The organism is Thermostichus sp. MS-CIW-36, from assembly GCF_054059035.1.
Genome location: NZ_JBSSBR010000013.1, coordinates 17,743 through 39,800, shown reverse-complemented (window position 1 = coordinate 39,800; position 22,058 = coordinate 17,743). Strand labels below are relative to the sequence as shown.

Below are 22,058 nucleotides of genomic sequence, written 5' to 3'. Positions count from 1 at the left end.
GGATCCCTTTCCTTTGTTGCTCCTACCCTGTGCCCTGGCCGCCCTGGGGGTTCAAGGGTCAGCCCAATCCACTACTTCACCAGCTCGAAGACGTTGAACATGGGCAGGTACATGGCCACGATAATGCAGCCCACCATACCGCCCAGGATCACGATCATCAACGGCTCCAGCAGGCTGGTGAGGGCGCGTACCGCCTCCTCCACCTCCAGCTCGTAGAAATCCGCCGTCTTCATCAGCATCGCGTCCAGCTCCCCTGTCTCTTCCCCCACGCTGATCATCTGAATGGCCATGACTGGGAAGACCTTGGCCTTGTCCAGAGCAGGGGCAATCTGCCCTCCCTCTGAGATGGATTGGCGGGCGGCGTCAATGGCGTTGGCCACCACCTGGTTGCCGGAGGTGTCGCGCACAATTTCCAAGGAAGTCAGCACCGGCACCCCGGAGCGGGTGAGAGCGCCAAAGGTGCGGCAGAAGCGAGCCACCGCCGACTTCTGGATCAGATCCCCGAAGATAGGGAGCTTGAGGGCCAGCGCGTCGATGGTCTCCTTGCCGGCAGGGGTGCGGTAAAAGCGCCGGAAAGCAAAATAGACGGCCCCTAGAAAGCCCACCAGCCCCAAGCTGTACTGGGGCGTGCGCAGGAACTTGCTGATGTTGATAAAAAACTGGGTGAAGGCAGGCAGCTCCCCTCCCAAGTCGTTGTAGATGCTCTCAAACGTGGGCAAGATGAACAGCACCATCCCTAAAAAAATAAGGATTGCCAAAATTGTCACCACCACCGGATAGGTCATGGCTGATTTAATCTGCTTCTGCAGGCGATCCATGTCTTCCAGCAGCTTGGCCAGACGGTTGAGCACTTCATCCAGAACCCCCCCCACTTCTCCTGCCTGCACCATGCTGCAGTAAAGGCCATCAAAGGCATCCGGGAAAGGGCGAATGGAGTCAGAAAGGTTTTTCCCGGCTTCCACGTCTGAGCGAATGGCCCTCAGGTATTTTTTGAGCTTGGGGTTGCCGGTTTGCTCCTCCATGATGGTAAGAGAGCGCACCATCGACACGCCGGCGTTGATCAGGGCAGCGAACTGCCGGGAAAACACCGCCTTGTCGCGAATGTCGATGGATCCCAGCATCGACAAATCGAAAGACGTCTCCAAGGAGAAAAAGGGCTTTTCTTCCTGAATGTCCTCCTGTTTGGCGAAAATCCCATCTCGGCGCAGCCGTGCGCGGGCCTCGGTCAAGTTGTTGGCCACCACCGTCAGGCGTACCGGCTGACCGGCCTTTAACCCCCGAACCTTGTAGCGCGGCATGGCTGTACCCCCGGCTAGAACGAAATGGCTTTAAATGTTTCGCAGGTGCAAAAGAGAAGTCAGCCCAAACCTTGGGCAGATCAACAATCTCTCAGCTAGAGCTTAGCCACAAATCAAGTCAGCGGCTAGAGATCGGCAATGAACCCTCACCCCGGGATCCCAGCACTGCCTGGTGGCAACGAGGTTTAGCGACGGGCGGCAACTGCTGGTGGCCGCTGTTGCTGGGCAGCCGCGGCTGGCGAGGGCCCGGTAACGTTGCCCAAAAGCCGTTGCAACTCCTCGGGGCGAGAGGTCTTAGACATGGCCGTATCGAAGTCGATCTTGCCCTGTAGGTAAAGGTTAGCCAGATCTTGCTCCAGCGTTTTCATGCCCTGCTTGCCCCCCGTCTGGATAGCCGAGTAGATCTGGGCAGTTTTGCCCTCCCGAATCAGGTTGGCAATGGCCGGCGTCACTACCATGATCTCCTGCACCAGCACCCGTCCAGGCTCTCCCGGTTTGGGGTTAAGGCGGCGGGCCAAAGTTTGGGAGAAGACGGCCTTGAGGGAGTTGGAGAGCTGCACGCGAATCTGCTGCTGCTGCTCGGGCGGGAACACATCCACCAAGCGATCCACCGTCTGGGCGGCAGAACTGGTGTGTACCGTGGCAAAGCAGAGGTGGCCCGTCTCGGCGGCGGTAATGGCCAACTGGATGGTCTCCAGATCCCGCATCTCCCCGATCAGGATCACATCCGGATCCTCCCGCATCGCTGCCCGCAGGGCATTGGCAAAACTCTTGGTGTCTTCCCCCAGTTGCCGCTGGTGGATGATGCTGCGAATGGGGGTGTAGATGTACTCAATGGGATCCTCGATGGTGAGGATGTGCTCGGCCCGTTCGCGGTTGATCATGTCGATCATGGAAGCCAGCGTAGTCGATTTGCCAGATCCCGTTGGGCCGGTTACCAGCACCAAGCCCCGCGGCAGGCGAGCTGCTTCCTTACACACATCCGGCAGGCCCAGCTTGTCGATGTTGGGGATCTCAGAAGCCAGGGCCCGCATGGCGCAAGCATAGGTGCCGCGATCGCGGTAGACGTTCACGCGGAAGCGCCCGATCCCCCGCACCCCATAGGAGCAGTCCAATTCCCAGTTTTGCTCCAGCTGCTTGCGCTGGTTGTTGTTCAGCATGCTGAAGATCAACCGCTGCACCTCCTCTGCCGAGAGAGGCTCATGCTCTGTCGGCTCAAGGTGACCATTGATGCGGAAGTAGGGGGGCAAACCCGCCGAGATATGAATGTCGGAACCGCCCTTTTGGACGATTGCTTCCATGAGGTCTTCGATCATCAGTTGGGGCATAGGGTTGGGTTCTCCAAAGGCGAGTAGAACTGTCTATCAAAAGAGCCGCCGGCCAAAGCCATGTGAGAAAGGCAACTGTATAGGACTGTTATAGTCGGCACCCCAACATCGTCAAGTGCCAAGCCGACTTCCTAAAACTTCGGGGTCAGGCAATAGGGGCAGTCCATCCAGTCCACATGCAAGGCCGCGCCACAGTTGCGGCAGGTGCTGAGAGCCTTGGCACGGGCCTTCAGCTCGCTTTCCAGACCCTTGTCGGTGAGGGTCACCCGATCCACCTCCTCCAGCGTGGTGAGGCCCTGCTTCACCAGCATCAAACTGTAGGCCAGCAGGGTTTTCATGCCACTTTCCACCGCCGCTTCTTTGATCACCTCCGTGGGGGCCTCTTTGTTGATCAAGTCCGCAAGGCGGTCGTTCATGCGCATGAACTCGTACACCCCTACCCGACCTTTGTAGCCCACGCCCCCACACTTCTCGCAGATGGGCTTGCCGGTGGCCTTGCGCTGCTCCACTTCTTTGGGGGAGAGCTTGTTGGCTTTGTAGAAGGTGAGCTGCTCGCCGTCGCCACTGAGGGTAAGGCCATAGCGGGCCAGCTCCTCCGGCGTGGGGTGGTAGGGGATCCGACATTCGGTACACACCCGGCGCATCAAGCGCTGGGCCAACACCCCCAGCAACGAGCTGGAGATCATAAATGGCTCGATCCCCATCTCCGTCAGACGGGCAATGGCGCCAGGGGCATCGTTGGTGTGCAGCGTGGTCAACACCAAGTGGCCCGTGAGGGAGGCTTCGATGGCGGTTTTGGCCGTCTCGTGGTCGCGGGTTTCCCCCACCAGGATGACATCCGGGTCTTGCCGCAAGAAGGCCCGCAGGATCATGGCAAAGTCCATGCCCTTTTCTCGGATCACCTGCACCTGAGTGATCCCCGGCAGCGAGTATTCAATGGGATCCTCGGCGGTGCTGATGTTGATGCCCGGGTCGTTCACCTCCGCCAGGGCCGAGTAGAGGGTGGTGGTTTTCCCGGATCCCGTTGGCCCGGTCACCAAGATTAGGCCAAAGGGTCGCTTGACAATCTCCTTGAAGCTTTCCAAGGTCTCTGGGTCGGTGATCAGCTTGTCCAGCCCCAGTTGGGTGGCGGAGTTGTCCAGAACCCGCAGCACGATCTTTTCCCCATAGCGGGAGGGCAGGGTGCTGACCCGAAAGTCCACCTTGCGCCCCTTGAAGACCCGCCGAATCCGCCCATCCTGGGGCATGCGCCGCTCGGCAATGTTCAGGTCGGAGATGATTTTAAAGCGGGCAGTGAGGGCGGGGACGATCTTCTTGGGAAAGTTTTCAAAAGCCTGCCGCAACACCCCATCTTTGCGGAAGCGGATGCGCAGGTATTCTTCTTGTGGCTCGATGTGGATGTCAGACGCCCCGTCCTGCAGGGCCTTGACCAGGATCTGGTTGGACAGTTTAATAATCGGGGCATCATCTGCCGATTTGACCTGCTGCTCCAGGGATCCCTCGCCGACCTCATCGGCAGCCACATCCTCGATGCTGTCCAGATCGATTTCGGCGGTATTGACCACCACCTCTTCTTCCTGCTGGGCAACAGCGTCGTTGATCCCTTTAACAGCAAGTAAATCCGCCTGCACATCCATGTAGCGGTTGATCAGGGTCTCGAAATCCCGCTGGGTGAAGACCCGCCGCTGCAGCTTCAGCCCTTGGATGCGAAAGCGCCGTTGGATGTCATCCAACGCCTGCAGGTTGTCCGGCTTGACCATTGCCACCATCACTTGGTTATCCTGGCGGCGGATGGGCAAGAACTTGTAGCGGTTGCAGATGTCGAGGGGCAAGATCAAGTCGATCAGCCCAATCATCTCGGAGATCTCCACCGGCTCCAGGTCGACATCCAGGGAGGGGATCCCGTAGATGATTTTCAGTTCAAAGAGCTGCTGCCGTTTGTAAGCCCGCTCCAGGTCAGGGGTGATCTCTTTGCCCACGATATCCTTGACCACCAGAGCCAGGGCCTTGCTGTTGCCCTCTCGATCCGCTTTGAGGGCGTTTTGGATGTCCTGGATCTGCTTATCGTCGGCAAAGCCCAGCTCCTTTAACTTGCGGCCAAAGGGGGTAATGCTGACGTTGGCGATGGCCAGAGCTTTGCTGGCAGCGCCGGCGCGGCGCGAGGTAAAGGGAGGGGAAGGAAGATCGCTCATGCTGGCGGGTCACCCACACACAATGCCTCTATTTCACTGCACTTGGCTGCTAAGGGTCAACGGTAAAGATACATAAGTCTGGACTTCCCAGAGGCCGCCAACCCTAGGCTTACTATGCCCCAACTCGGCTCAAATCTCGCATTCCTATCCACCTCACCCCCTAAGTCTCGCAGACCAGCGCTTGCGACCGCTGGGTCAAGTAAAGGTTTTCGCTGTAATCGACAGGGCAGTCGATGAGGGTGGGCACCGGCTGCTCGAGGGCCTGCTTCAGGATGGGGATCAGCTCGGCAGCCTTTTCGACACGGTAGCCCTTGAGGCCCATGCTCTCCGCCAGCTTGACGAAGTCTGGATTGCCGAACTTGACGAAAGCAGCCTCGTTGTATTGATTGTGTTGCTTCCACTCGATCAGCCCATAGCCGCCATCGTTGAAGATGAGGGTGACAAAGGGGGTGCCCACCCTGAGGGCAGTTTCCAGCTCTTGGCAGTTCATCATGAACCCCCCATCTCCGGTCACGGCCACGATGCGCCGGTCGGGATGCACCAATTTGGCGGCCAAGGCCCCCGGAATGGCGATGCCCATGGCGGCAAAGCCGTTGGAGATGAGACAGGTGTTGGGTTTGTCACAGTGGTAGAGGCGGGCCATCCACATCTTGTGGGCGCCGACATCGGAGATGACGATGTCTTCCGGTTGCAGGACTTGGCGCAGGTCGTAGATCAGCTTTTGGGGCTTGATCGGGTAGCTCTGATCCTGGGCATAGCAGGTGTACTCGCGGACGATGTTCTGCCGCAGGCTGATGCCATAGGGATCCGGCTTGCCCGTGCGATCGCAGCGGCGCAGGATCTCCATCAGGGAGTCGGAAATGTCTCCCACCACCTCCACTTGCGGAATGTAGCTGCTGTCGATTTCAGCCGGCAGGGCGGCGATGTGAACGATGGGGATGGTGCCGTCGGGGTTCCATTTCTTGGGAGAGTACTCGATGAGGTCGTAGCCGACGGCGATCAACAGATCGGTTCGGTCGAAACCACAACTGACCAGATCCCGCTGCTGTAGGCCAACGGCCCACAAGGACAAGGGGTGGGTGTAGGGGATCACCCCTTTGCCCATGAAGGTGTTGACCACGGGGATGTTCAAGCGGGTGGCAAATTCCGTGAGGGCACTGCTGGCTTGGGCGCGAATGGCCCCATTGCCGGCCAAAATCAAGGGGTTGCGGGCGCGGGAGATCAGGGACGCCGCTTCGTTCAGGCTTTGATAGGAGGCGTAGGTTTTGTCCAGGCGATCTCTCCTCAAGGGAGTGCCGCTGGCTTCCATGGCGGCGATGTTTTCCGGCAAGTCGATGTGGACGGCCCCGGGCTTCTCGGCTTGGGCCAATTTGAAAGCCTTGCGCACGATCTCCGGGGTGATGCTGGGGCGCACGATCTGGGCATTCCACTTGGTGACGGGGGCAAACATGGCCACCAAATCCAGGTACTGATGGGATTCGATGTGCATGCGGTCGGTGCCGACTTGGCCGGTGATGGCCACTAGGGGTGCTCCATCCAGGTTGGCATCGGCAACTCCGGTCATCAGGTTGGTGGCGCCCGGCCCCAAGGTGGAGAGACACACCCCCGCTCTGCCCGTCAGCCGGCCATAGACATCGGCCATGAAGGCGGCCCCCTGTTCGTGGCGGGTGGTGATAAAGCGAATTGAGGAGCGGCGCAGGGCTTGCAGGACTTCCAGGTTTTCTTCGCCAGGAACGCCGAAGATGTACTGCACCCCCTCATTTTCCAGGCAGCGAACCAGCAGTTCGGCGGTATTCATGGTGGCAAGGGTATGGAGAACGGTGGATCTGGATCCCACCATAGACGGCGGACGGGGCAAGGGATAACTTGTTTTCTGGGCTTGGGGACGGGGGCAGGCTGGGCTGGGAACCAAGCTAAGCTCAAAGGGGCGGCCCAGGCCCAATTGCCCCTCCAAGCTTCCTCTTCTGGAGATGCCCATGCGGCTCTACGTCGAACCTTTCACCGTTCACAAGCGCTACGCCTTGACCATCAGCCGAGGTACCCACAGCGATACAACCTTGGCTTGGGTGCGAATTGAGGAGGAGGGAGTTGAAGGGTGGGGAGAGGCTTGCCCTTTTTCGGTGAGCGACGACTACCACCAGTCTCTGGACGACATCCTGATGGGTCTGGAGGTGGCCAAAGGGATCCTGCGCCGCCATTCCCCCTGGGAGCGACAGCCAATCGAGGCAGAACTGCTGCGGGCCGGGATCCCTTCGGCAGCGCGGGCAGCGGTGGATATGGCCCTGCACGATTGGATGGGCAAACGGCTGGGGAGGCCCCTGTGGCAGTTGTGGGGGCTGGATCGCTCCCGCATTCCGCCCACGACGATGACGATCGGCATCTCCACCCCGCAGGCGGCCCGCCAGCGCGCCTTGGCCTGGATGGAACAGACCCAAGCGCGGGCTTTTAAGATCAAGCTGGGCAGCGGCTCAGGACTGATGGCGGATCAGAACATGCTGATTGCTGTACAAGAGGTGATCCCGCTGGGATCCCTGATTACAGTGGATGCCAACGGCGCTTGGACGGTGGAGCAAACCCTGAGCATGAGCAACTGGCTGGCGGGGCAAGGGGTGAGCTACCTGGAGCAGCCTTTGGAGAGGGGGCAGGAAGCGAAGCTGATCACCCTCTGGCACGAGTCGAAGCTGCCCATTTTTGTGGATGAGAGCTGTATGGACAGCCGCGATATCCCCCCTCTGGTGGATCGCGTCCACGGGATCAACATTAAGCTGATGAAGTGCGGAGGCCTCAGCGAAGCCTGGCGCATGATCCACACCGCCAAAGCCCACGGCCTACAGGTGATGTTGGGCTGCTACAGCAACACAGCTCTGGGGAACACAGCGGCAGCCCACTTGGCTCCCCTGGTGGATTACCTGGACTTGGATAGCCACCTCAACCTCATCGACGATCCCTTTGCCGGGGCCATCCTGCAGGACGGCTGCCTGCTCCCCACCGACCGACCGGGTTTGGGGGTAGAGCTGAGGGAGCATGCCTCTAACCCCCAAAACCCTGAACTTTGCTGAATTTACTGAGCTTTAGGCGGTTTGGCAAAAGTCATTGAGAGGGATATAGTAGACCAAGTTTCCCCCTGATCCTTGAGTCCACCGCAACGGTTGCCGGGAAGTGAAGGGGGAAAGCGCTCGGGGGGTATTCCTCAGGGCTTTGCGGGATACCGCCTTCCTGCTCAGAGATAGGCAGGATGCGATCGCTTCTTTCCTGAACCATGTTCAGGAGAGTTCAGCGTGAATGTATCAGGAATGATGGGAAAGCCAGGATCCCTGTCCAGCGAAAGTCGCGTGGCCATCCTGCTCCACGGGGGATTGCTGGGGGAGCATGGGAAAACGGGGCTGGGGCTGCTGCGCTACGGCTCCTTCCCGGTGGTGGCGGTGATCGACCGGGAGCAGGCGGGGGGATCCCTGGCCCATCTGACCGGAATTGCCAAAGACATTCCCATCGTGGCCTCGGTGGAGGAGGCGCTGGCCCACCGGCCTGAAGTTCTGGTGATTGGGATCGCCCCTTCAGGGGGGCAGTTGCCGCCAGACTGGCGGGAGGAGTTGGGCCTGGCCCTGCGAGCTGGCCTGTCTCTGGTGAATGGGCTGCACACGCCTTTGGCCGAGGATCCCCAGTTTCGGCAGTGGTTGCAGCCGGGGGCCTGGATCTGGGATATTCGCCGCGAGCCCCCCAACCTGTCGGTGGGGAAAGCCCTGGCCCGCACCCTGCCCTGTAAACGGGTGTTGACGGTGGGCACCGACATGAGCGTGGGCAAAATGTCCACCAGCCTAGAGCTGCACCGGGCCAGCCTGAGGCGGGGCCTGCGCTCCCGCTTTTTGGCCACCGGGCAAACCGGGATTCTGATCGGCGGCGAGGGGATCCCTTTGGATGCGGTGCGGGTGGACTATGCCAGTGGGGCGGTGGAGCAACTGATCTTACGCTATGGCTCTGACCACGACATTCTGCACCTGGAAGGTCAGGGATCCCTGCTCAACCCCGCCTCTACGGCCACCTTGCCCCTGTTGCGCGGATCCCAGCCCACCCACCTTATCCTGGTACACCGCGCCGGCCAGACCCACATCAAGGGGATAGACTACGTGCCCATCCCGCCCTTACCCAAGGTGATTGAGCTGTATGAACAGGTGGCGGCAGCTGCCGGGGCTTTTGCCCCCGCGCCCGTGGTGGGGATTGCCCTCAATACCTTCGGCTGGGAGGAAGAAGCAGCCCTGGAGCAGATCCGCCGGGTGGAAGCCGAGACCGGACGGCCCTGTACGGATGTGGTGCGTTTTGGGGCGGATCCCTTGTTGGAGGCAATTCTGGCGGCAGGATAACTCAGTTTGCAGACAGCGGATCCACTCCCATTGTCCATCTGGGAAAAACTCATCATCTTCAACAGGTGAGCGATTCAGATGGTTCCCGGTGCCGTTGTCTTCTCTGAGATGCGATCTCCTCAGCCAGGTATTCTCGATCCAAGTCGCTCCCATTGGCCGGGGGCCAGGAACTGGGCTTGCTCCGTGTTCAGAGAAGAGCATGACTCTAGTCAATAATAAGCTCAACTATACTGAAAATAATGTATAATATGTTCAGTACGGATTACTACCAGTTGATCTTTCTGTTTACTTTCGAGTCTGCCAACATGGTAGCCAAAGCAAAGCAGAAAATTGGTAGTAAGACGACACGGAAACTGCGCTTTGGGTATTCTACTCAAAGCTTTGCGGGATACCGCCATTCTGGTTGGAAACAAACAGAATGCTATCGCTGCATAGTTGAACAGTGATGTTCAGCAGTGTTCAGCGTAAATGTATCAGGCCTTCAATCTTCGGAAAGTAAGCCGATGGGTACACCTGCACAGCCAAGATGGGATCCTAGATTCACAGTCTTCCCCAGAACTCCAGATGACAACTCCCCCCGAAAGGCCTAACCCCAAGATGAAATCGGGATCCCTGCCCTCTGCCCTGCGATCCGGGCTGAACATTGCCCTGTTCCTATTCTTGGTGGTGCTGGTTTCCTACTTGGGTCTTAACTTCGTGCTGGCCTTGGTGGACAAGCTCAGGTGACCACTCCGTAAACCGATCCCCCGGCGTCACCCCGTTGCTGCTGGCCCGGATTTGCCAATGGCCCTTTGTCGCCGACGGCAGGAAAGATACACTGGATTTACAGGACTTAACACCTTCTCTCAGTTGCCCCCTTGCCACCATGAGCCCCCTCTTTTGGTTGAGGCTGCCCTCTTTCTCCTGGCCTTCGCCGGGATCCCCTGGGCTTTATTCTGGATCCTACTCTGGATCTCAACCAGGGCCGACCCTAGCCCGCCGGGATCCTTCCTGGAAGCGTTGGCTGCGCTATCTTTATCTGCGCCTGTTGCGGCTGCAATCGTCGCCAAAAGAAATTGCCCGTGGCTTGGCGGTAGGGGTTTTTGCCGGCTGTTTCCCCATCTTTGGCTTTCAAACGTTGGCCGCTCTGGTGTTGGCTGTTCCGTTTCGGGGCAACAAGCTGGCGGCGGCGGCAGGAACCTGGGTGAGTAATCCCTTCACCTATGTGCCCATCTATACGTTTAACTACCGGGTGGGGGAATGGCTGCTGGGATCCCCTTCCACAGAGCTGGTGGCGGCCACTTGGCAAAACTGGATGCAGTGGGGCTTGGAGATGTCGGGCACGCTGTTTGTCGGCTGTGCATTTGTCGGTTTTTGGGGATCCCTTGTCAGCTATTTTCTGGGGCTGTGGTTGGTGCAGCGGATTCGTCGGCGGCAGAAAATGGCCGGCAGGGGTCTGTGAATGGGCGCAAGGCGATTCAGAATCCCAACTGAGAACCCAATCCTGGACAGTCTGCAGGTGCAGAGATCCATCCGTTTTCACAGAGCTTTTCACAGATAAGGTCTCATGATGGAAGACATGCGAGCGTTGTTGACAGACCTCAGCCGTCGCTCCCAGCGATGGGGGGAGCAGTTGGGATCCGCTTTGCAGACGGGTATGAACCAGCTCACGCAAGCCCCTCAGCCCATTGTGTTGCTCTCTTCACGGGAACTGGAGAAAATGCGGCGGGCTTGTCGCCTGGCAGCAGATCTGCTCAAGCACTTGGAGCCGATGGTGCGGCCAGGGGTCACCACCCAAGAGCTCAACGACGAGGCCGAGCGATGGACGCGGGCGCATGGGGCCAAAAGTGCCCCTTTGGGCTACCATGGCTTTCCCAAGTCCATCTGCACCAGCGTCAACCACGTGGTCTGCCACGGCATTCCCAGCCCCAAGCAGATCCTGCGAGAAGGCGACATCATCAACATCGATGTCACCCCGGTTTTGGATGGCTACCACGGCGATACCTCCAAAACCTTCTTTGTCGGACAGCCTTCTGAGCGGGCGCGGCGCCTGGTGGAGGTGACCGAAGAATGTCTGCGGCGGGGCATTGCTGCTGTAAAGCCGGGGGGGAGAGTCGGCGACATTGGCGCTGCCATTCAAGAATACGCCGAGGCCCAGGGCTACAGCGTAGTGCGGGATTTTGTCGGGCATGGGGTGGGACGGCAATTCCACACGGCCCCCCAGATCCCCCACTACGGCGAGCGAGGAAAAGGGGAGAAACTCCGCCCCGGCATGGTGTTCACCATCGAGCCGATGATCAACGAGGGCACCTGGGAGGTGAAGGTGCTCTCCGACGGGTGGACGGCGGTCACTTTGGATGGCAAGCTCTCGGCGCAATTTGAACATACAGTCGCCGTTACCGAAACCGGTGTAGAAATTTTAACCCTGCCTTCCCAAAGCCCTTGAGCCATCATGAACAGCGCCCCCGCTCTCCGCCTGCGCCTCTCCTCCGAGAACCTGCTGCTGCTGCTGGCGGCGGCAGTGGGGTTGGCCACGGGGCTGTTGGTGGTTGGATTTCGCTACTTGATTGGCTGGTGGCGCTATCTGCTGCAGGACACCCTCGTCGATGGCCTCGGCAGGGCTGCAGAACACTATGGCCTGTGGCTGCTGGGATCCTGGCCGCTGGCTTTGGCGCCGGTGTTGGGGGGCCTGCTGATCGGCGCTTTGGGGGCAGTTGTGCCCTTTCCCAACTTGAGCCTCTCCGGCTTGGTGAGTCCTGCTCGTCCTTTGGCACTTCAGCCCTGGTGGATCCCGCTCAAGCTCTTGGCGGCTGCCATCTCGTTGGGCGCGGGAGCTTCCCTTGGCCCTGAGGCCCCCAGTGTGGAAAGTGGCGCTTTGCTGGGATCCCTGCTGGGGCAAAACCTACGCCTCTCGCGGGAGCGGGTGCAACTGTTGATGGCTGCCGGAGCAGCGGCTGGCCTGGCGGCAGGGTTTAACGCGCCCATTGCCGGGGTGTTTTTGGCGCTGGAGCTGGCTTTGGCCCGCACCTTCACCACTTCTGCTGTCAGTGTGGTGGTGTTGGCGGCGGTGGTCTCCGCCTTGATCGCCCAGGTGGGGTTGGGGGCACAACCCGCTTTTCTTTTGCCCACCATCACCCAGCCGGCTTTTGTCTTGCCGGACTACGAGATCCACAGCTTGCTGGAGGTACCTCTGTATCTCGGCTTGGGCTTTTTGGCCAGCCTGGTTTCTATAGCTTTCAGCTACACCCTGGAGTGGGGCAAGCACCTGTTCAACAGTGGCCCCCTGGCGGCTTGGCCGGCTTGGAGCAAGCCCATTTTGGGGGGCGGGATCCTGGGCTGCGCGGGCTTGGGGATCCCGTTGGCGCTGGGAGTGGGCTATGAAACCATTGAGTCGATTCTGCAGGCCGTTCCCTTTTCTCTTGGCCATCTGGGCCTGCTCCTATTGGGCAAGCTGTTGCTGAGCGCTTTGAGCCTGGGCAGCGGCTTTGTGGGGGGAACCTTTGCCCCGGCTTTGTTCATGGGGGCAGTGCTGGGGGCAGGCTACGGTCAGGTGCTATCTCAAGCTTTGCCCTTGATTGCCTTGTCTCCCCCTGCTGCCTACGCCATGGTGGGCATGGCGGCGGTGTTGGCGGCCAGCGTGCGGGCTCCGCTGACGGCCATCTTGCTGCTGTTTGAGATGACGCGGGACTATCACATTGCGCTGCCGGTGATGGCGGCAGTGGGTTTGAGCATCTGGCTGACGGAGCAGTTGCATTCGCCGGCCATCTACCCTTCCGCCCGTCGCTATCGCCACGCCATGCTTCCGGGAGAAGGAGTCCTTGGGCAGGAGCCTAGAGAGCTGACGGTGCAAGAGGTGATGGTGCCCCCATCTCTTTTGCTTCGGCAAGACACACCGCTGCGAGAAGCTCTGGAGAGTTTGCTGCAGCAAAAGTGCCATAGCGCGTTGGTGGTGGACGGACAGGAGCGGCTGCGGGGCATTCTCACCCTGGAAGATCTGGAGCGGGCCTTGGCCCACAAGGAGGCGGCGGAGTTGGCGGAGCTGACCGTGCAGGAGGTCAGCCAATCTCCGGTTCTCACCACCTTCCCCGATGAGGCGGTGGCAGTGGCAGCTGAGCCGATGTACGAATACGATTTGCGCCAATTGCCAGTGGTCTCGCGGGAAGACCCGGAGCAGATCGTCGGCCTGTTGGATCGAGAGCGGGTGCTGCTCTCCCAAGAGATTCAATCGGTGCGGCAAGCCCTGGAGTTGGAAGTTCCCCCAGCAGAGAGAGACGCCGGCAGGAACGGACAAGAGGGGATCCCAGATGCTTCTACTGCGCCCGCAGAATAGAGCCCTGCTGTCGGGATCAGCGCTGCCGCCCAGAAGGGCAGGTGGGACGCAGCGGGCAGCGGCCACATTCGGGCATGCGGGCCTTGCAGATGCGCTTGCCCAACCGGACAAAGTTGACGTGCAGGGAATAGGCTTTGCCTCTGGGGATCTGAGGGGAAAGCTGAGCAAAAGTGTCGTCGGGATGTTTGGCCCGTACCAAGCCCAGACGGTTGGCCACTCGATGCACATGGGTATCCACCGGGCAGAGATCCCGACCCAGCCCGAACAACAACACACAGGTGGCGGTCTTCAGCCCTACCCCTTTCAGGGAGAGCAAAAAATCGAGGGCGCCGGCGTCGTCCAGGTTGCGCAGAAAGTCGAGGCTCAGGGATCCCTGTCGTTCTTGAATGGCAGCCAGGATCTCCTGAATTCGGACTGCCTTGAGGTGGGCTAAGCCGCCGGAGCGGATCACCTGGGCCAGATCTGCCGGATCGGCGGCCAAGACCGCTTCCCAAGAGGGAAAGGCGGCTTTGAGGGCGCGGAAGGCACGGCTGCTGTTGGTGTCAGTGGTGTTCTGGGAAAGGATCGTGCCCACCAACTCGTCCAGGAGATCCGGGCGGGGGGAAAGCCCATTGGGAGCCCCCTGGGGGATCCCGAAGCACTGCTCTAGCCGCATCAACAGCGATTCCATCCTGTCGGCGGGCGGGAGTTCCGCCAGCAGGGCAGGGGGCTCCGCTGCTTGAGCGGGCGCAGGCGGGCAGTGGGAAAGGCTGTCCAATCTTGGCTGTACCACGGCTTAACGGGCAGAACTCTGGCGGATTTCCTGCAACAGGCGGGCAAGAACCTTGCTGGCATTGGGGGGAGCTGTGGCTTGCAAGTGGGCGGCCATTTGGGCAACCACCTGCGGCTGGGCCAACCAGGTCAACACCGTTTGCCGCAGCAAGTCCAGATTCTCTTCGGATTCTCGCATGACCACCCCCCCACTGCGCCCCACGAAGGCCAGAGCATTCTGATACTGATGATCTTCTGCAGCAAAGGGATAGGGGATCAAAATGGCCGGGGTGGCGGTGACCAGCAACTCCGCCAGGCTCATGGCCCCGGCCCGGCTAATGGCAAAGTTGGCCCGCTGCAGCAGGGCAGCTACATCTCGACGGAAAGGAAAGGGCCGGTAGCGGGGATGGGTGGGTTGAAGCTCGCTGTCGCCGGTCAAATGCACGATCCAGGCCCCTGTTTCCAGCCAAGCTTCGGCACAGGCGGCCACCATGCGGTTGAGGCCCCGCGCCCCTTGGCTGCCCCCCATGACCACAATGAGGGGATCCCCGTCGGGAATGGGGAGGTCGGCAGGGAAAGGCTGGGGCGTGTAGAACTCGGCCCGCACTGGCGTGCCCACCACTTGGGCGGCCACCCCTGGCAAATGCTCTGCCGTCTCCGCCATGCCCAGCGCCACCACCTGACAAAATCTCCCCAGCCAACGGGTCACTTTGCCCGGGATCCGATTGGACTCGTGCAGCAACACCGGCACCCCCAGCGAACGGGCGGCCAAAATGGCCGGAGCGGCAATGTACCCACCGGTGGTCAGGACAATATCAAACCGTCCCGACATAAGGAGTCGGCGCACTTGTAGGGTCGCACGGGCCAGTTGGGCCAAGGCCTGCAGCCTGTGGAGAGGGGATCCCTGCCAGCCCGACATGACGACCCGGTGCAAGGGATACCGCTCCCGCACCAGCTTCCCTTCCATGCGATCCGGCACCCCCAGCCATTCAATCTGCCAGTCAGGCAACTGCTCGGCAACGGCCAAGGCCGGAAAAATGTGGCCACCAGTGCCGCTGGCAGCAACCAGCAGCCGAGGGCGTGAAGCTGGATCCTTGGCGCGTGTGTCCACCCGTGTGCCGGTTAGGGATCCCTGAGACCTTCAGGAGTTGTTGGAGCTGACATAGCGCAAGAGGGTGCCCCGTTGCCCCAGAATAAACCCTTGCTCGGGGCCGAAAAACTCAATGCTGTAGAAGTTGGCGGGGATGTTGCTGAGTTTCTTGGCCTGTTCCCAGGTTTTGCCACCGTCAGGGCTGTGGATCAGGGTAGCGCCACCCCCCACCACCCACAGGTCGTGGTCGTTTTGATAGGCGGCATTGAGGTAGCCAAAGCTGAGGGCCCGCCCTGGACGCAGCGGCGACGACCACTGGCCGGAGGTGAAGTCATCGGTAAAGGCGATCTCCGCCCCTTGGTTCAATTTCCAAGCGCTGCCGTGGGGGCCAAAGCCCATGTTTTGAATGCGGCGGGAGCTTTCCCGCGGGTAGGGCTTCCAGGTGCGACTTTCAGGAGTGTACAGAAAGTAGAAGCTGCCCCGCGACGACACCGCCAGATATTCGCCTTCAGGGCCGCGGGCAATGTTTTTGATGGCCCCAATCGGCTCATCCACTTGGGCATGCCAGGTCTGACCGCCATCTTCGGTGCGGTAGATGGCCCCCACATTGGTCACCATTTCGGCGGCGCCAGGGCCCAGAGCCTGGATCAAGAGCGGCTCCCCTGGCAGTTGGTTGTTAAGGCGGATGGAAGTCCAGTCGGATCCCTCGTTTAGGGTGTGGAGGAGGATCTTCGGCTGCCCGGCCACCCAGCCTTCTGCCCCAGCAAAGCTAATGGAGTCCAGGTAGGCTTCCGGCTCCAGACCCGGCAGCTCCCGCACCTGCCAGTGCAGACCCCCATCGCGGGATTCCAGCAGCGTCGCCTTGTCTCCCACCAACCAGCCATGGGAAGGGGTGGTGCCGGTGAAGGCAATGTCCAGCAGAATGTTCTGGGTGGGCACTTCCACCTGCTCCCAGGGCACCACCCGCATGTTGGGCATCCGCGCCGCCATTAGCAGCACCGAGACAGCAATCAGCAGCACCAGCCTCAGGGGTTTGAACATCTTGACCCTCACTCGACGAAATAGAAACTCATCAAAAATAAAAATCCCAGCGCCAGTCCCAAGAAGATCAGCAGGTTCTTTTGAGCAGGGGTCATCACGTTCACCCCCAGGCCGTAGCGCAAGTTCTCTTGAAAACCCGAAGGCTTGCCTTTGGCACCCACTGCTTGGAACAAGCGCTTGTCGGCTCGGCACACCGGACATTTCCAATCGGCTGGCAATTCCTCAAACGGCACGCCCGCCGGGATCCGATTGAGCTGATCCCCCTTGGCCGGTTCGTAAACATAGCCACAAGAACGACATTCGTAGCGCTGCATCCGCAGGGGATCGCTGAGCTGCGCATCGGTTTCATCTTCCGGCAACTCAATGAGCTTCGGTGTCTGGGGAGAACGGGGTTGAGCACTGGGATCCGGTTGCGAGCCATTCATGGTCAGGGATCCATCTGCATCGTCGATCCTATTATGAGAGGAATTGTTACAAAAATCTACTCAGACCCTTTCTTGTTGCTCAGGGGGATCCCGCACCAGCCTGGGATGCCGACCTGAAGAGACTTATCCGGTGGACACAGGGATCCACCTGGGGGATCCTATGTTATGTTTTGGGTATCTTGCCCTCAGTGTTGTGCAAGCGGGTGCCTTTCATGACCACGCCCCCTCGCCGACCAGCCCTCAATCACGTGCTCATCGTCAAGGATCGTCATGGGCCAAAAGCCTACTGGTTGACGGCTGAGCTCTACTCCTTAGGCCGGGATCCACGCAACAGCATTCGCATCGACTCCCAGTACGCCTCTCGCTACCACGCCATTTTGGTCAAAACAGAATCCCCCTCTTCTCCCAATGGGTTCACTTACCAAATCATCGACGGAGACATTCAGGGCACCCCCAGCACCAACGGCCTTTACGTGCGTGGGCAACGGGTGGAATTTCGGGATCTGGAGGACGGGGACGAAATTCAGTTTGGCAACGATGCCACTGCTACCTACTCGGTGCAAAACAAGGATCTGGATGAAATCCTGGCTACTTTTGAAAACACCCAGATCGTTGGGCTGTAGGAAGCTGCCTTCCCTGTTGGGTCTTGGCCTGTCCCGTCTGCATGCTGGTTGAAGGGTTAACCGGCGCTTGGAGAGGGGATCCCGTCGCCGTATTTTCGGGATCGCTTGCTGGTAAACTGTGTCATACGAAAAAACAAAGCTGGGATCCCTGCTGTTTTATTGGGCTTTCTGCTTGCGGGATCCCTTCCTTCTGTTGTCTCTAAGGGAGGATCCATCTTGCGCCCCATCCTCATCGCCGGCAACTGGAAAATGCACAAGACTCAGGCTGAGGCTCGCGAGTTTCTGCGAGAGTTGGGCCTGGCTTTACGGTCATCGCCGTCAGGGTCAGCATCCCAGCGGCAGATCATCCTATGTGTGCCCTTTACAGACCTGGCGGTGGTGGCAGAGCAAAGCCGCGGATCCGACATAGCCGTGGGAGCACAAAACCTACATTGGGAGGATCAGGGAGCTTTTACCGGGGAAATTTCCGGCCCCATGGTGGCGGAATTGGGGGTGCGCTATGTCATCGTCGGCCACAGCGAACGGCGGCAGTACTTCGGCGAGACGGACGAAACCGTCAATCGGCGTCTGGCAGCCGCCCAGCGGCACGGGCTCACCCCCATCCTTTGTGTGGGAGAAAGCCAGCAGCAGCGGGAGCAAGGCTTGACCGAGTCTTGGATTGTGGGGCAGTTGGATCGCGCCTTGCCGGGGATCGATCTGGAGAACTTGGTGATTGCCTATGAGCCCATTTGGGCCATCGGCACCGGCCATACTTGTGCAGCTCAAGAGGCCAACCGGGTCATCGGCTTGATCCGGCAACACCTGGGCAATGCCCAACTGCCCATTTTGTATGGCGGCTCGGTGAAGGCCGGCAACATCGATGAGCTGATGGCCCAGCCTGAGATCGACGGCGTGTTGGTGGGAGGGGCCAGCCTAGACCCCCAAGAGTTTGCCCGCATCGTCAACTTTCAGGCCCTAGCTCCCGCCTAGGCCGCTAGCGGGATTGTCCCCACAGCAGGGCTACCGGGAAGGATTTCAAGACAACGCCCACCGGCAAGGTTTCGCCGGCAGGGATCCTTTCCTGGGTTAGCCCGTTCACCCAGTCCAGCCGCTTCCAACGCGGCAGATGAATTTCGGTATCTGCCCAAACGGATTCTCCCAGAGGATCTTGGGTTTCGTCGATCAACTTTGTCAGGAAACGCGGCACCGCCGTGAGCAATACCTGCTTACCGTGCTGACGGGCAAAAGCCACAACATGGTCAGCATGGGATCCGCTGATTTGCAGAGGAATGTAGCTGCCCTCGAGAAACAATTGGGGCTGTTCCTGGCGGGCCTTGAGCACGTGGTAAATCAGAAACAGCTTAATGCGTCCGTCGCTGCGGTGTAGTAGCAAATCCGCGATGAGTTGGAGAGGATCCTGTTTAACCCGCCGTTGAATTTCTTCTAGATAGGCGAGGCGACGGGAAAAATCCACAGGCCGACGATTGTCGGGATCCACCATGCTCAAATCCCACAGCTCCGTGCCTTGGTAAATATCCGGGATCCCAGGGCTGGTGAGCTTGATCAGCGTCTGTGAGAGAGAATTAAAAATGCCAAAGTGGGCAACTTTCCGTTGAAAAGGCAAAAAGGACTCCAAAAAGGGGTTAGGACCTTGAAGGATCCGTTCGATAAAGGCGGTAGTGGCTTCTTCGTACTCGGTATCGGGGCGAAGCCAAGCGGTGTGGACCTTAGCTTCCCGCACTGCTTTGATGGCATAATCTTTGACCCGCTGTACAAACTGGGGTACCTCTTCCGGTTGGAAGGGATAGGAGCCGAGCAAAGTTTGGTAGAGCAAATACTCGTCATTGCGATCCGGCAGTTCTGAGCGCTTGGCTTGTTTGCTGCGGACTTTGTAGCCGAGGTTCAGTTCATGCCAAAGGTTGATGTGCTTTTCCCACTCGGCGGGGATTTCAGAAAGCACATTCAGCCGGGCCCGCACATCTTCGCCACGCTTGGTGTCGTGGGTAGCAGAAGCATTCATGGACAGAGGCCACCGAGCTGACCGCTCTTGATTAAAGCGGTGAAACTCTTGCACCGAAAGGCCAAAGCGACAGGGATCCCCGCCGACTTCATTGAGAGATAAAAGGCGGTTGTACACATAAAAAGCAGTATCTTCTACCCCTTTGGCCATGAGAGGGCCAGCCAACTGCTGCAAGCGCATGGCAAAATGGATCTGCTCATTTTTCTCCTGGTCTGATAAATTGTCCAGAGACTCCAGGCAGAGAAAGCGCTGAATAAAATTCAGCTCATTCACCAAAACGGGCAGGTTCTCCTTGGCCTTCTCCACAGCTTGACGAACCACCTGTTGACCTTCTGGACTGAGGATCCCTTCGTGGATATAGACGCGGTAGACCGGAAAGCACACCAAAACTTCTACCAAAGCTCGACGTAAACTGTAGAGGGTAAAGTCATTGGCATAGCGATGGTGGCTGGTGATCTGTTTGAGCAAAAAAGCAAGGTTATCCATATCTCCTGACAGGTTGCGCTCGATGATCAGGCGTTTTTTATCTTCGATAACCTGCTCTGGGGAATGCCGTAGATTTGTGAAATTTTGATAGAGAGAGTCAAAAGCCTCTGCATTTTCTTCTTGACAAAAGATGCCGTTGAGCTTAGCTAAAAAATCATAGCCCGTTGTGCCCTGAACCGGCCAGCTTTGGGGCAGACTTTCATTAGCCTCTAGTATTTTTTCTACTACGATGTAGAGATTTGGGCAGCGTTCCCGCAGGCGATGGAGATACTCTTCGGGATTGAACAACCCATCGATATGATCGATGCGCAAACCACTAAAACGCCCCTGTTCTGCAAGCTTAAAGATAAGCTGATGGGTTTTGCGAAACACCTCGCGATCTTCCACCCGCAGCGAGATCAGCTCGTTAATGGTAAAGAAACGACGATAATTGATCTCCTCAGCACCCACCTTCCAGAAGGAAAGGCGGAAATGTTGCCGCGCCAGAAGACTATCCAGCAGGTCAAAGCTCGACGGATCCCCTGGCTTGCCGTTAAAAATGGCAATGTTCTCGTCAAAAAAGCTCTGGATAGGTTGGCTAGAAGTGTAGAGTTCCCACAACGAATGCTTGGCAAAGCTAATTTGATCAGTGCGCTCTAGGAGATCTTCCTTGCTGGGAATGAATTTCAGGCTGAAGAGGATCCCGAGTAACTTGACGTAGTCGGGATGGCTGCGTCCCAATTTTCGCCGCAGCTTGCTCAGGTTGTAGGTAAAAACATCCGCATAGGTGTCAATATTGAGGGGGAACCTCAAGTTGTAGTAGTTAATACTTAGGCCATCGGCATCATAACGAAGCTGGATTTGACCCGACTCCAAACATTTGTCGTAGAAATCTCCCAAGAAGGGAGCTAAGATTCTGCCTTTGATCCCCAGGTAAGAGTGATTCCAATTCACATCAAAGTAGTCAACAAAATCTGAGTTGGGGCCACTCTCCAGAACATCCATGAGCATCTGGTTCTGGCCATCGTAGGCCATGTGATTGGGCACAATGTCCTGGATCCAGCCTATTCCCTGCTGATTGAGGGCTTCCCACAAGAGCTCAAACTTTTCGCTTCCCCCCAGTTCCTGGTTAATCTGCCTGGGATCCACCACGTCGTAGCCGTGGGTGCTGCCTTTGCGGGCTTGGAAGATGGGAGAGGCATACAAGTCACTGATGCCCAGCAACTTCAGGTAGGGAACAATCTGTCGTGCTGCGTCGAAGTCAAACCCAGCATGAAACTGAATGCGATAGGTGGAAGTCGGGATCCGCATGATGACCTTAGAACAATGACAAAGAAGCCGAGCTTGTCAACGGCATAGGGTCAAGAGAACAGATGTATCTAGGGTAGCGGCTAAGATCAAGGAGTCCTGCAGGGGAGAGGCGAGGTTAGTGAACTTGTCAAGGCCACAGAGGAGCGCTTCAACCCCGGTAAGGGGGCCGGCAAGGATGGCGAGGTGGGCAGGGATCCTGCTCGCGGGTGGGCTGATGGGGAGTTGGCGGAGTGAGGCAACCTGGGCAGAAAGCGAGTTTCGGGTGGGGAGTGAGCTGGTTTTGACCCTGCGCACCCCCGATGCCCCCGCTCGCCTCCGTCTGCTGAAGCAACGGTTGGAAGAGATTTTGCTACAGGCCAGCAGCCCTCAGGTGCAGGTCAGTCTGGATATCCCCAGTCCCAATCCCTCGACGACCGGCAGCGGGGATCCCCCAGCTCAAGCCGCTCGGATTCTTTTGAACCAGCAACTGCTGTTGGAGGTAACTCCAGCCGATGCAGAGGCTCATGCTGCTCCCCAACCGGCAGATCTGGCAAGGATCTGGGCGGATCGCCTGCAAACGGTGTTCAACCAGGAATCCAGTCGGCAGCAACTGTTTTTGGGATTGGGGCTGCCCCCGCACTTGACCTGGCAAGGGCGACTCTATCGCCGCGCTGAGCGTGCTGCCGCCGATACTGGGCGCTTTGTTACCGATGGCACTCGCATTCAAGATCATGTGGTCTATTGGGAGATCCCCTCTGGAGAAAACCCGTTTGATTTTACTGACAAGCCGACCCTGCCGGATCCGCCGCCGGAGCGGCTATTTTTGTTGAATCGCCACCGCCAGTTTGTGCCCTACGAGTTGTAACCGAAGTCCTTTCTCCCTCTGTTGT

At 58.7% G+C, this 22,058-nt stretch carries 18 protein-coding genes and 1 pseudogene; 10 read left to right on the top strand and 9 right to left on the bottom strand.

Annotation, left to right across the window (positions count from 1 at the left end):
- Positions 1-71 precede the first annotated feature (71 nt).
- The 4 genes from ACVWVQ_RS07605 to ACVWVQ_RS07590 all read right to left on the bottom strand — a co-directional run bounded on the left by ACVWVQ_RS07605 (position 72) and on the right by ACVWVQ_RS07590 (position 6,616).
- Positions 72-1,298: a type II secretion system F family protein gene (locus tag ACVWVQ_RS07605; RefSeq protein WP_457502728.1), complete on the bottom strand. Its 1,227-nt coding sequence runs from the start codon at positions 1,296-1,298 to the stop codon at positions 72-74.
- 185 nt (positions 1,299-1,483) lie between these two features.
- Complete coding sequence (locus tag ACVWVQ_RS07600; protein ID WP_414383847.1) at positions 1,484-2,626, bottom strand: type IV pilus twitching motility protein PilT; 1,143 nt, start codon at positions 2,624-2,626, stop codon at positions 1,484-1,486.
- A 131-nt stretch (positions 2,627-2,757) separates the two neighbouring features.
- Entirely contained in the window at positions 2,758-4,818 is a 2,061-nt protein-coding gene (locus tag ACVWVQ_RS07595) for a GspE/PulE family protein (protein ID WP_457507740.1), read from the bottom strand.
- Between the two features lie 160 nt (positions 4,819-4,978).
- Positions 4,979-6,616 carry an acetolactate synthase large subunit gene (locus tag ACVWVQ_RS07590; RefSeq protein WP_457507785.1) on the bottom strand — a complete coding sequence of 546 codons (1,638 nt, stop codon included), beginning with the start codon at positions 6,614-6,616 and terminating at the stop codon, positions 4,979-4,981.
- A gap of 178 nt (positions 6,617-6,794) precedes the next feature.
- Between ACVWVQ_RS07590 and ACVWVQ_RS07585 the strand changes: the two genes are divergently transcribed.
- The 7 genes and pseudogenes from ACVWVQ_RS07585 to ACVWVQ_RS07555 all read left to right on the top strand — a co-directional run bounded on the left by ACVWVQ_RS07585 (position 6,795) and on the right by ACVWVQ_RS07555 (position 13,485).
- Entirely contained in the window at positions 6,795-7,877 is a 1,083-nt protein-coding gene (locus ACVWVQ_RS07585) for a dipeptide epimerase (RefSeq protein ID WP_457507738.1), read from the top strand.
- A gap of 237 nt (positions 7,878-8,114) precedes the next feature.
- Positions 8,115-9,176, top strand: a complete 1,062-nt coding sequence (locus ACVWVQ_RS07580) for a DUF1611 domain-containing protein (protein ID WP_457507783.1) — start codon at positions 8,115-8,117, stop codon at positions 9,174-9,176.
- A 251-nt stretch (positions 9,177-9,427) separates the two neighbouring features.
- Positions 9,428-9,611, top strand: a pseudogene (locus ACVWVQ_RS07575) (hypothetical protein); the annotation flags it as partial.
- 129 nt (positions 9,612-9,740) lie between these two features.
- Positions 9,741-9,902, top strand: a complete 162-nt coding sequence (locus ACVWVQ_RS07570) for a hypothetical protein (RefSeq protein WP_187147230.1) — start codon at positions 9,741-9,743, stop codon at positions 9,900-9,902.
- A gap of 139 nt (positions 9,903-10,041) precedes the next feature.
- Entirely contained in the window at positions 10,042-10,617 is a 576-nt protein-coding gene (locus tag ACVWVQ_RS07565) for a DUF2062 domain-containing protein (protein ID WP_457507736.1), read from the top strand.
- 195 nt (positions 10,618-10,812) lie between these two features.
- Positions 10,813-11,601: a type I methionyl aminopeptidase gene (gene map, locus ACVWVQ_RS07560; RefSeq protein WP_414342345.1), complete on the top strand. Its 789-nt coding sequence runs from the start codon at positions 10,813-10,815 to the stop codon at positions 11,599-11,601.
- Between the two features lie 6 nt (positions 11,602-11,607).
- Positions 11,608-13,485, top strand: a complete 1,878-nt coding sequence (locus ACVWVQ_RS07555) for a chloride channel protein (RefSeq protein WP_457507734.1) — start codon at positions 11,608-11,610, stop codon at positions 13,483-13,485.
- Positions 13,486-13,501: 16 nt separating this feature from the next.
- Here ACVWVQ_RS07555 and ACVWVQ_RS07550 read toward each other — a convergent pair whose 3' ends face one another.
- Genes ACVWVQ_RS07550 through ACVWVQ_RS07535 form a run of 4 tightly spaced genes read right to left on the bottom strand, consistent with a single transcriptional unit; the run spans position 13,502 to position 16,680 of the window.
- Positions 13,502-14,242 (bottom strand): endonuclease III domain-containing protein, encoded by a 741-nt coding sequence (locus ACVWVQ_RS07550; RefSeq protein WP_457507732.1) that lies wholly within the window; start codon positions 14,240-14,242, stop codon positions 13,502-13,504.
- Positions 14,243-14,260: 18 nt separating this feature from the next.
- On the bottom strand, positions 14,261-15,346 hold the full coding sequence (murG, locus tag ACVWVQ_RS07545; RefSeq protein WP_457507730.1) for an undecaprenyldiphospho-muramoylpentapeptide beta-N-acetylglucosaminyltransferase: 1,086 nt from the start codon (positions 15,344-15,346) through the stop codon (positions 14,261-14,263).
- Positions 15,347-15,376: 30 nt separating this feature from the next.
- Positions 15,377-16,366, bottom strand: coding sequence for a photosynthesis system II assembly factor Ycf48 (locus ACVWVQ_RS07540; protein WP_457507728.1), 990 nt, complete (start codon positions 16,364-16,366; stop codon positions 15,377-15,379).
- Between the two features lie 8 nt (positions 16,367-16,374).
- Complete coding sequence (locus ACVWVQ_RS07535) at positions 16,375-16,680, bottom strand: rubredoxin (protein WP_457384587.1); 306 nt, start codon at positions 16,678-16,680, stop codon at positions 16,375-16,377.
- A 323-nt stretch (positions 16,681-17,003) separates the two neighbouring features.
- On the opposite strand from ACVWVQ_RS07535, the gene ACVWVQ_RS07530 reads away from it, so the two are divergent.
- Both ACVWVQ_RS07530 and tpiA read left to right on the top strand, forming a co-directional pair.
- Positions 17,004-17,414, top strand: a complete 411-nt coding sequence (locus tag ACVWVQ_RS07530) for an FHA domain-containing protein (RefSeq protein ID WP_457507726.1) — start codon at positions 17,004-17,006, stop codon at positions 17,412-17,414.
- A gap of 216 nt (positions 17,415-17,630) precedes the next feature.
- Positions 17,631-18,383, top strand: a complete 753-nt coding sequence (tpiA, locus tag ACVWVQ_RS07525; RefSeq protein WP_457507781.1) for a triose-phosphate isomerase — start codon at positions 17,631-17,633, stop codon at positions 18,381-18,383.
- Between the two features lie 4 nt (positions 18,384-18,387).
- Here the strand turns inward: tpiA and treY are convergent, their stop codons facing one another.
- Positions 18,388-21,189 (bottom strand): malto-oligosyltrehalose synthase, encoded by a 2,802-nt coding sequence (treY, locus tag ACVWVQ_RS07520; RefSeq protein ID WP_457507724.1) that lies wholly within the window; start codon positions 21,187-21,189, stop codon positions 18,388-18,390.
- Between the two features lie 175 nt (positions 21,190-21,364).
- Between treY and ACVWVQ_RS07515 the strand changes: the two genes are divergently transcribed.
- Entirely contained in the window at positions 21,365-22,033 is a 669-nt protein-coding gene (locus tag ACVWVQ_RS07515) for a hypothetical protein (protein WP_457507722.1), read from the top strand.
- Positions 22,034-22,058 lie beyond the last annotated feature (25 nt).

What these genes read in the sequence shown, in the direction of transcription:
- ACVWVQ_RS07535 (WP_457384587.1), bottom strand. Translation starts at nt 16,680, where the DNA reads ATGCAGCGCTACGAATGTCGTTCTTGTGGCTATGTTTACGAACCGGCC.
- ACVWVQ_RS07585 (WP_457507738.1), top strand. Translation starts at nt 6,795, where the DNA reads ATGCGGCTCTACGTCGAACCTTTCACCGTTCACAAGCGCTACGCCTTG.
- ACVWVQ_RS07605 (WP_457502728.1), bottom strand. Translation starts at nt 1,298, where the DNA reads ATGCCGCGCTACAAGGTTCGGGGGTTAAAGGCCGGTCAGCCGGTACGC.
- ACVWVQ_RS07555 (WP_457507734.1), top strand. Translation starts at nt 11,608, where the DNA reads ATGAACAGCGCCCCCGCTCTCCGCCTGCGCCTCTCCTCCGAGAACCTG.
- ACVWVQ_RS07580 (WP_457507783.1), top strand. Translation starts at nt 8,115, where the DNA reads ATGGGAAAGCCAGGATCCCTGTCCAGCGAAAGTCGCGTGGCCATCCTG.
- ACVWVQ_RS07515 (WP_457507722.1), top strand. Translation starts at nt 21,365, where the DNA reads ATGGCGAGGTGGGCAGGGATCCTGCTCGCGGGTGGGCTGATGGGGAGT.
- map (WP_414342345.1), top strand. Translation starts at nt 10,813, where the DNA reads ATGAACCAGCTCACGCAAGCCCCTCAGCCCATTGTGTTGCTCTCTTCA.
- ACVWVQ_RS07590 (WP_457507785.1), bottom strand. Translation starts at nt 6,616, where the DNA reads ATGAATACCGCCGAACTGCTGGTTCGCTGCCTGGAAAATGAGGGGGTG.
- treY (WP_457507724.1), bottom strand. Translation starts at nt 21,189, where the DNA reads ATGCGGATCCCGACTTCCACCTATCGCATTCAGTTTCATGCTGGGTTT.
- ACVWVQ_RS07600 (WP_414383847.1), bottom strand. Translation starts at nt 2,626, where the DNA reads ATGCCCCAACTGATGATCGAAGACCTCATGGAAGCAATCGTCCAAAAG.
- ACVWVQ_RS07540 (WP_457507728.1), bottom strand. Translation starts at nt 16,366, where the DNA reads ATGTTCAAACCCCTGAGGCTGGTGCTGCTGATTGCTGTCTCGGTGCTG.
- ACVWVQ_RS07570 (WP_187147230.1), top strand. Translation starts at nt 9,741, where the DNA reads ATGACAACTCCCCCCGAAAGGCCTAACCCCAAGATGAAATCGGGATCC.
- ACVWVQ_RS07595 (WP_457507740.1), bottom strand. Translation starts at nt 4,818, where the DNA reads ATGAGCGATCTTCCTTCCCCTCCCTTTACCTCGCGCCGCGCCGGCGCT.
- ACVWVQ_RS07530 (WP_457507726.1), top strand. Translation starts at nt 17,004, where the DNA reads ATGACCACGCCCCCTCGCCGACCAGCCCTCAATCACGTGCTCATCGTC.
- ACVWVQ_RS07565 (WP_457507736.1), top strand. Translation starts at nt 10,042, where the DNA reads ATGAGCCCCCTCTTTTGGTTGAGGCTGCCCTCTTTCTCCTGGCCTTCG.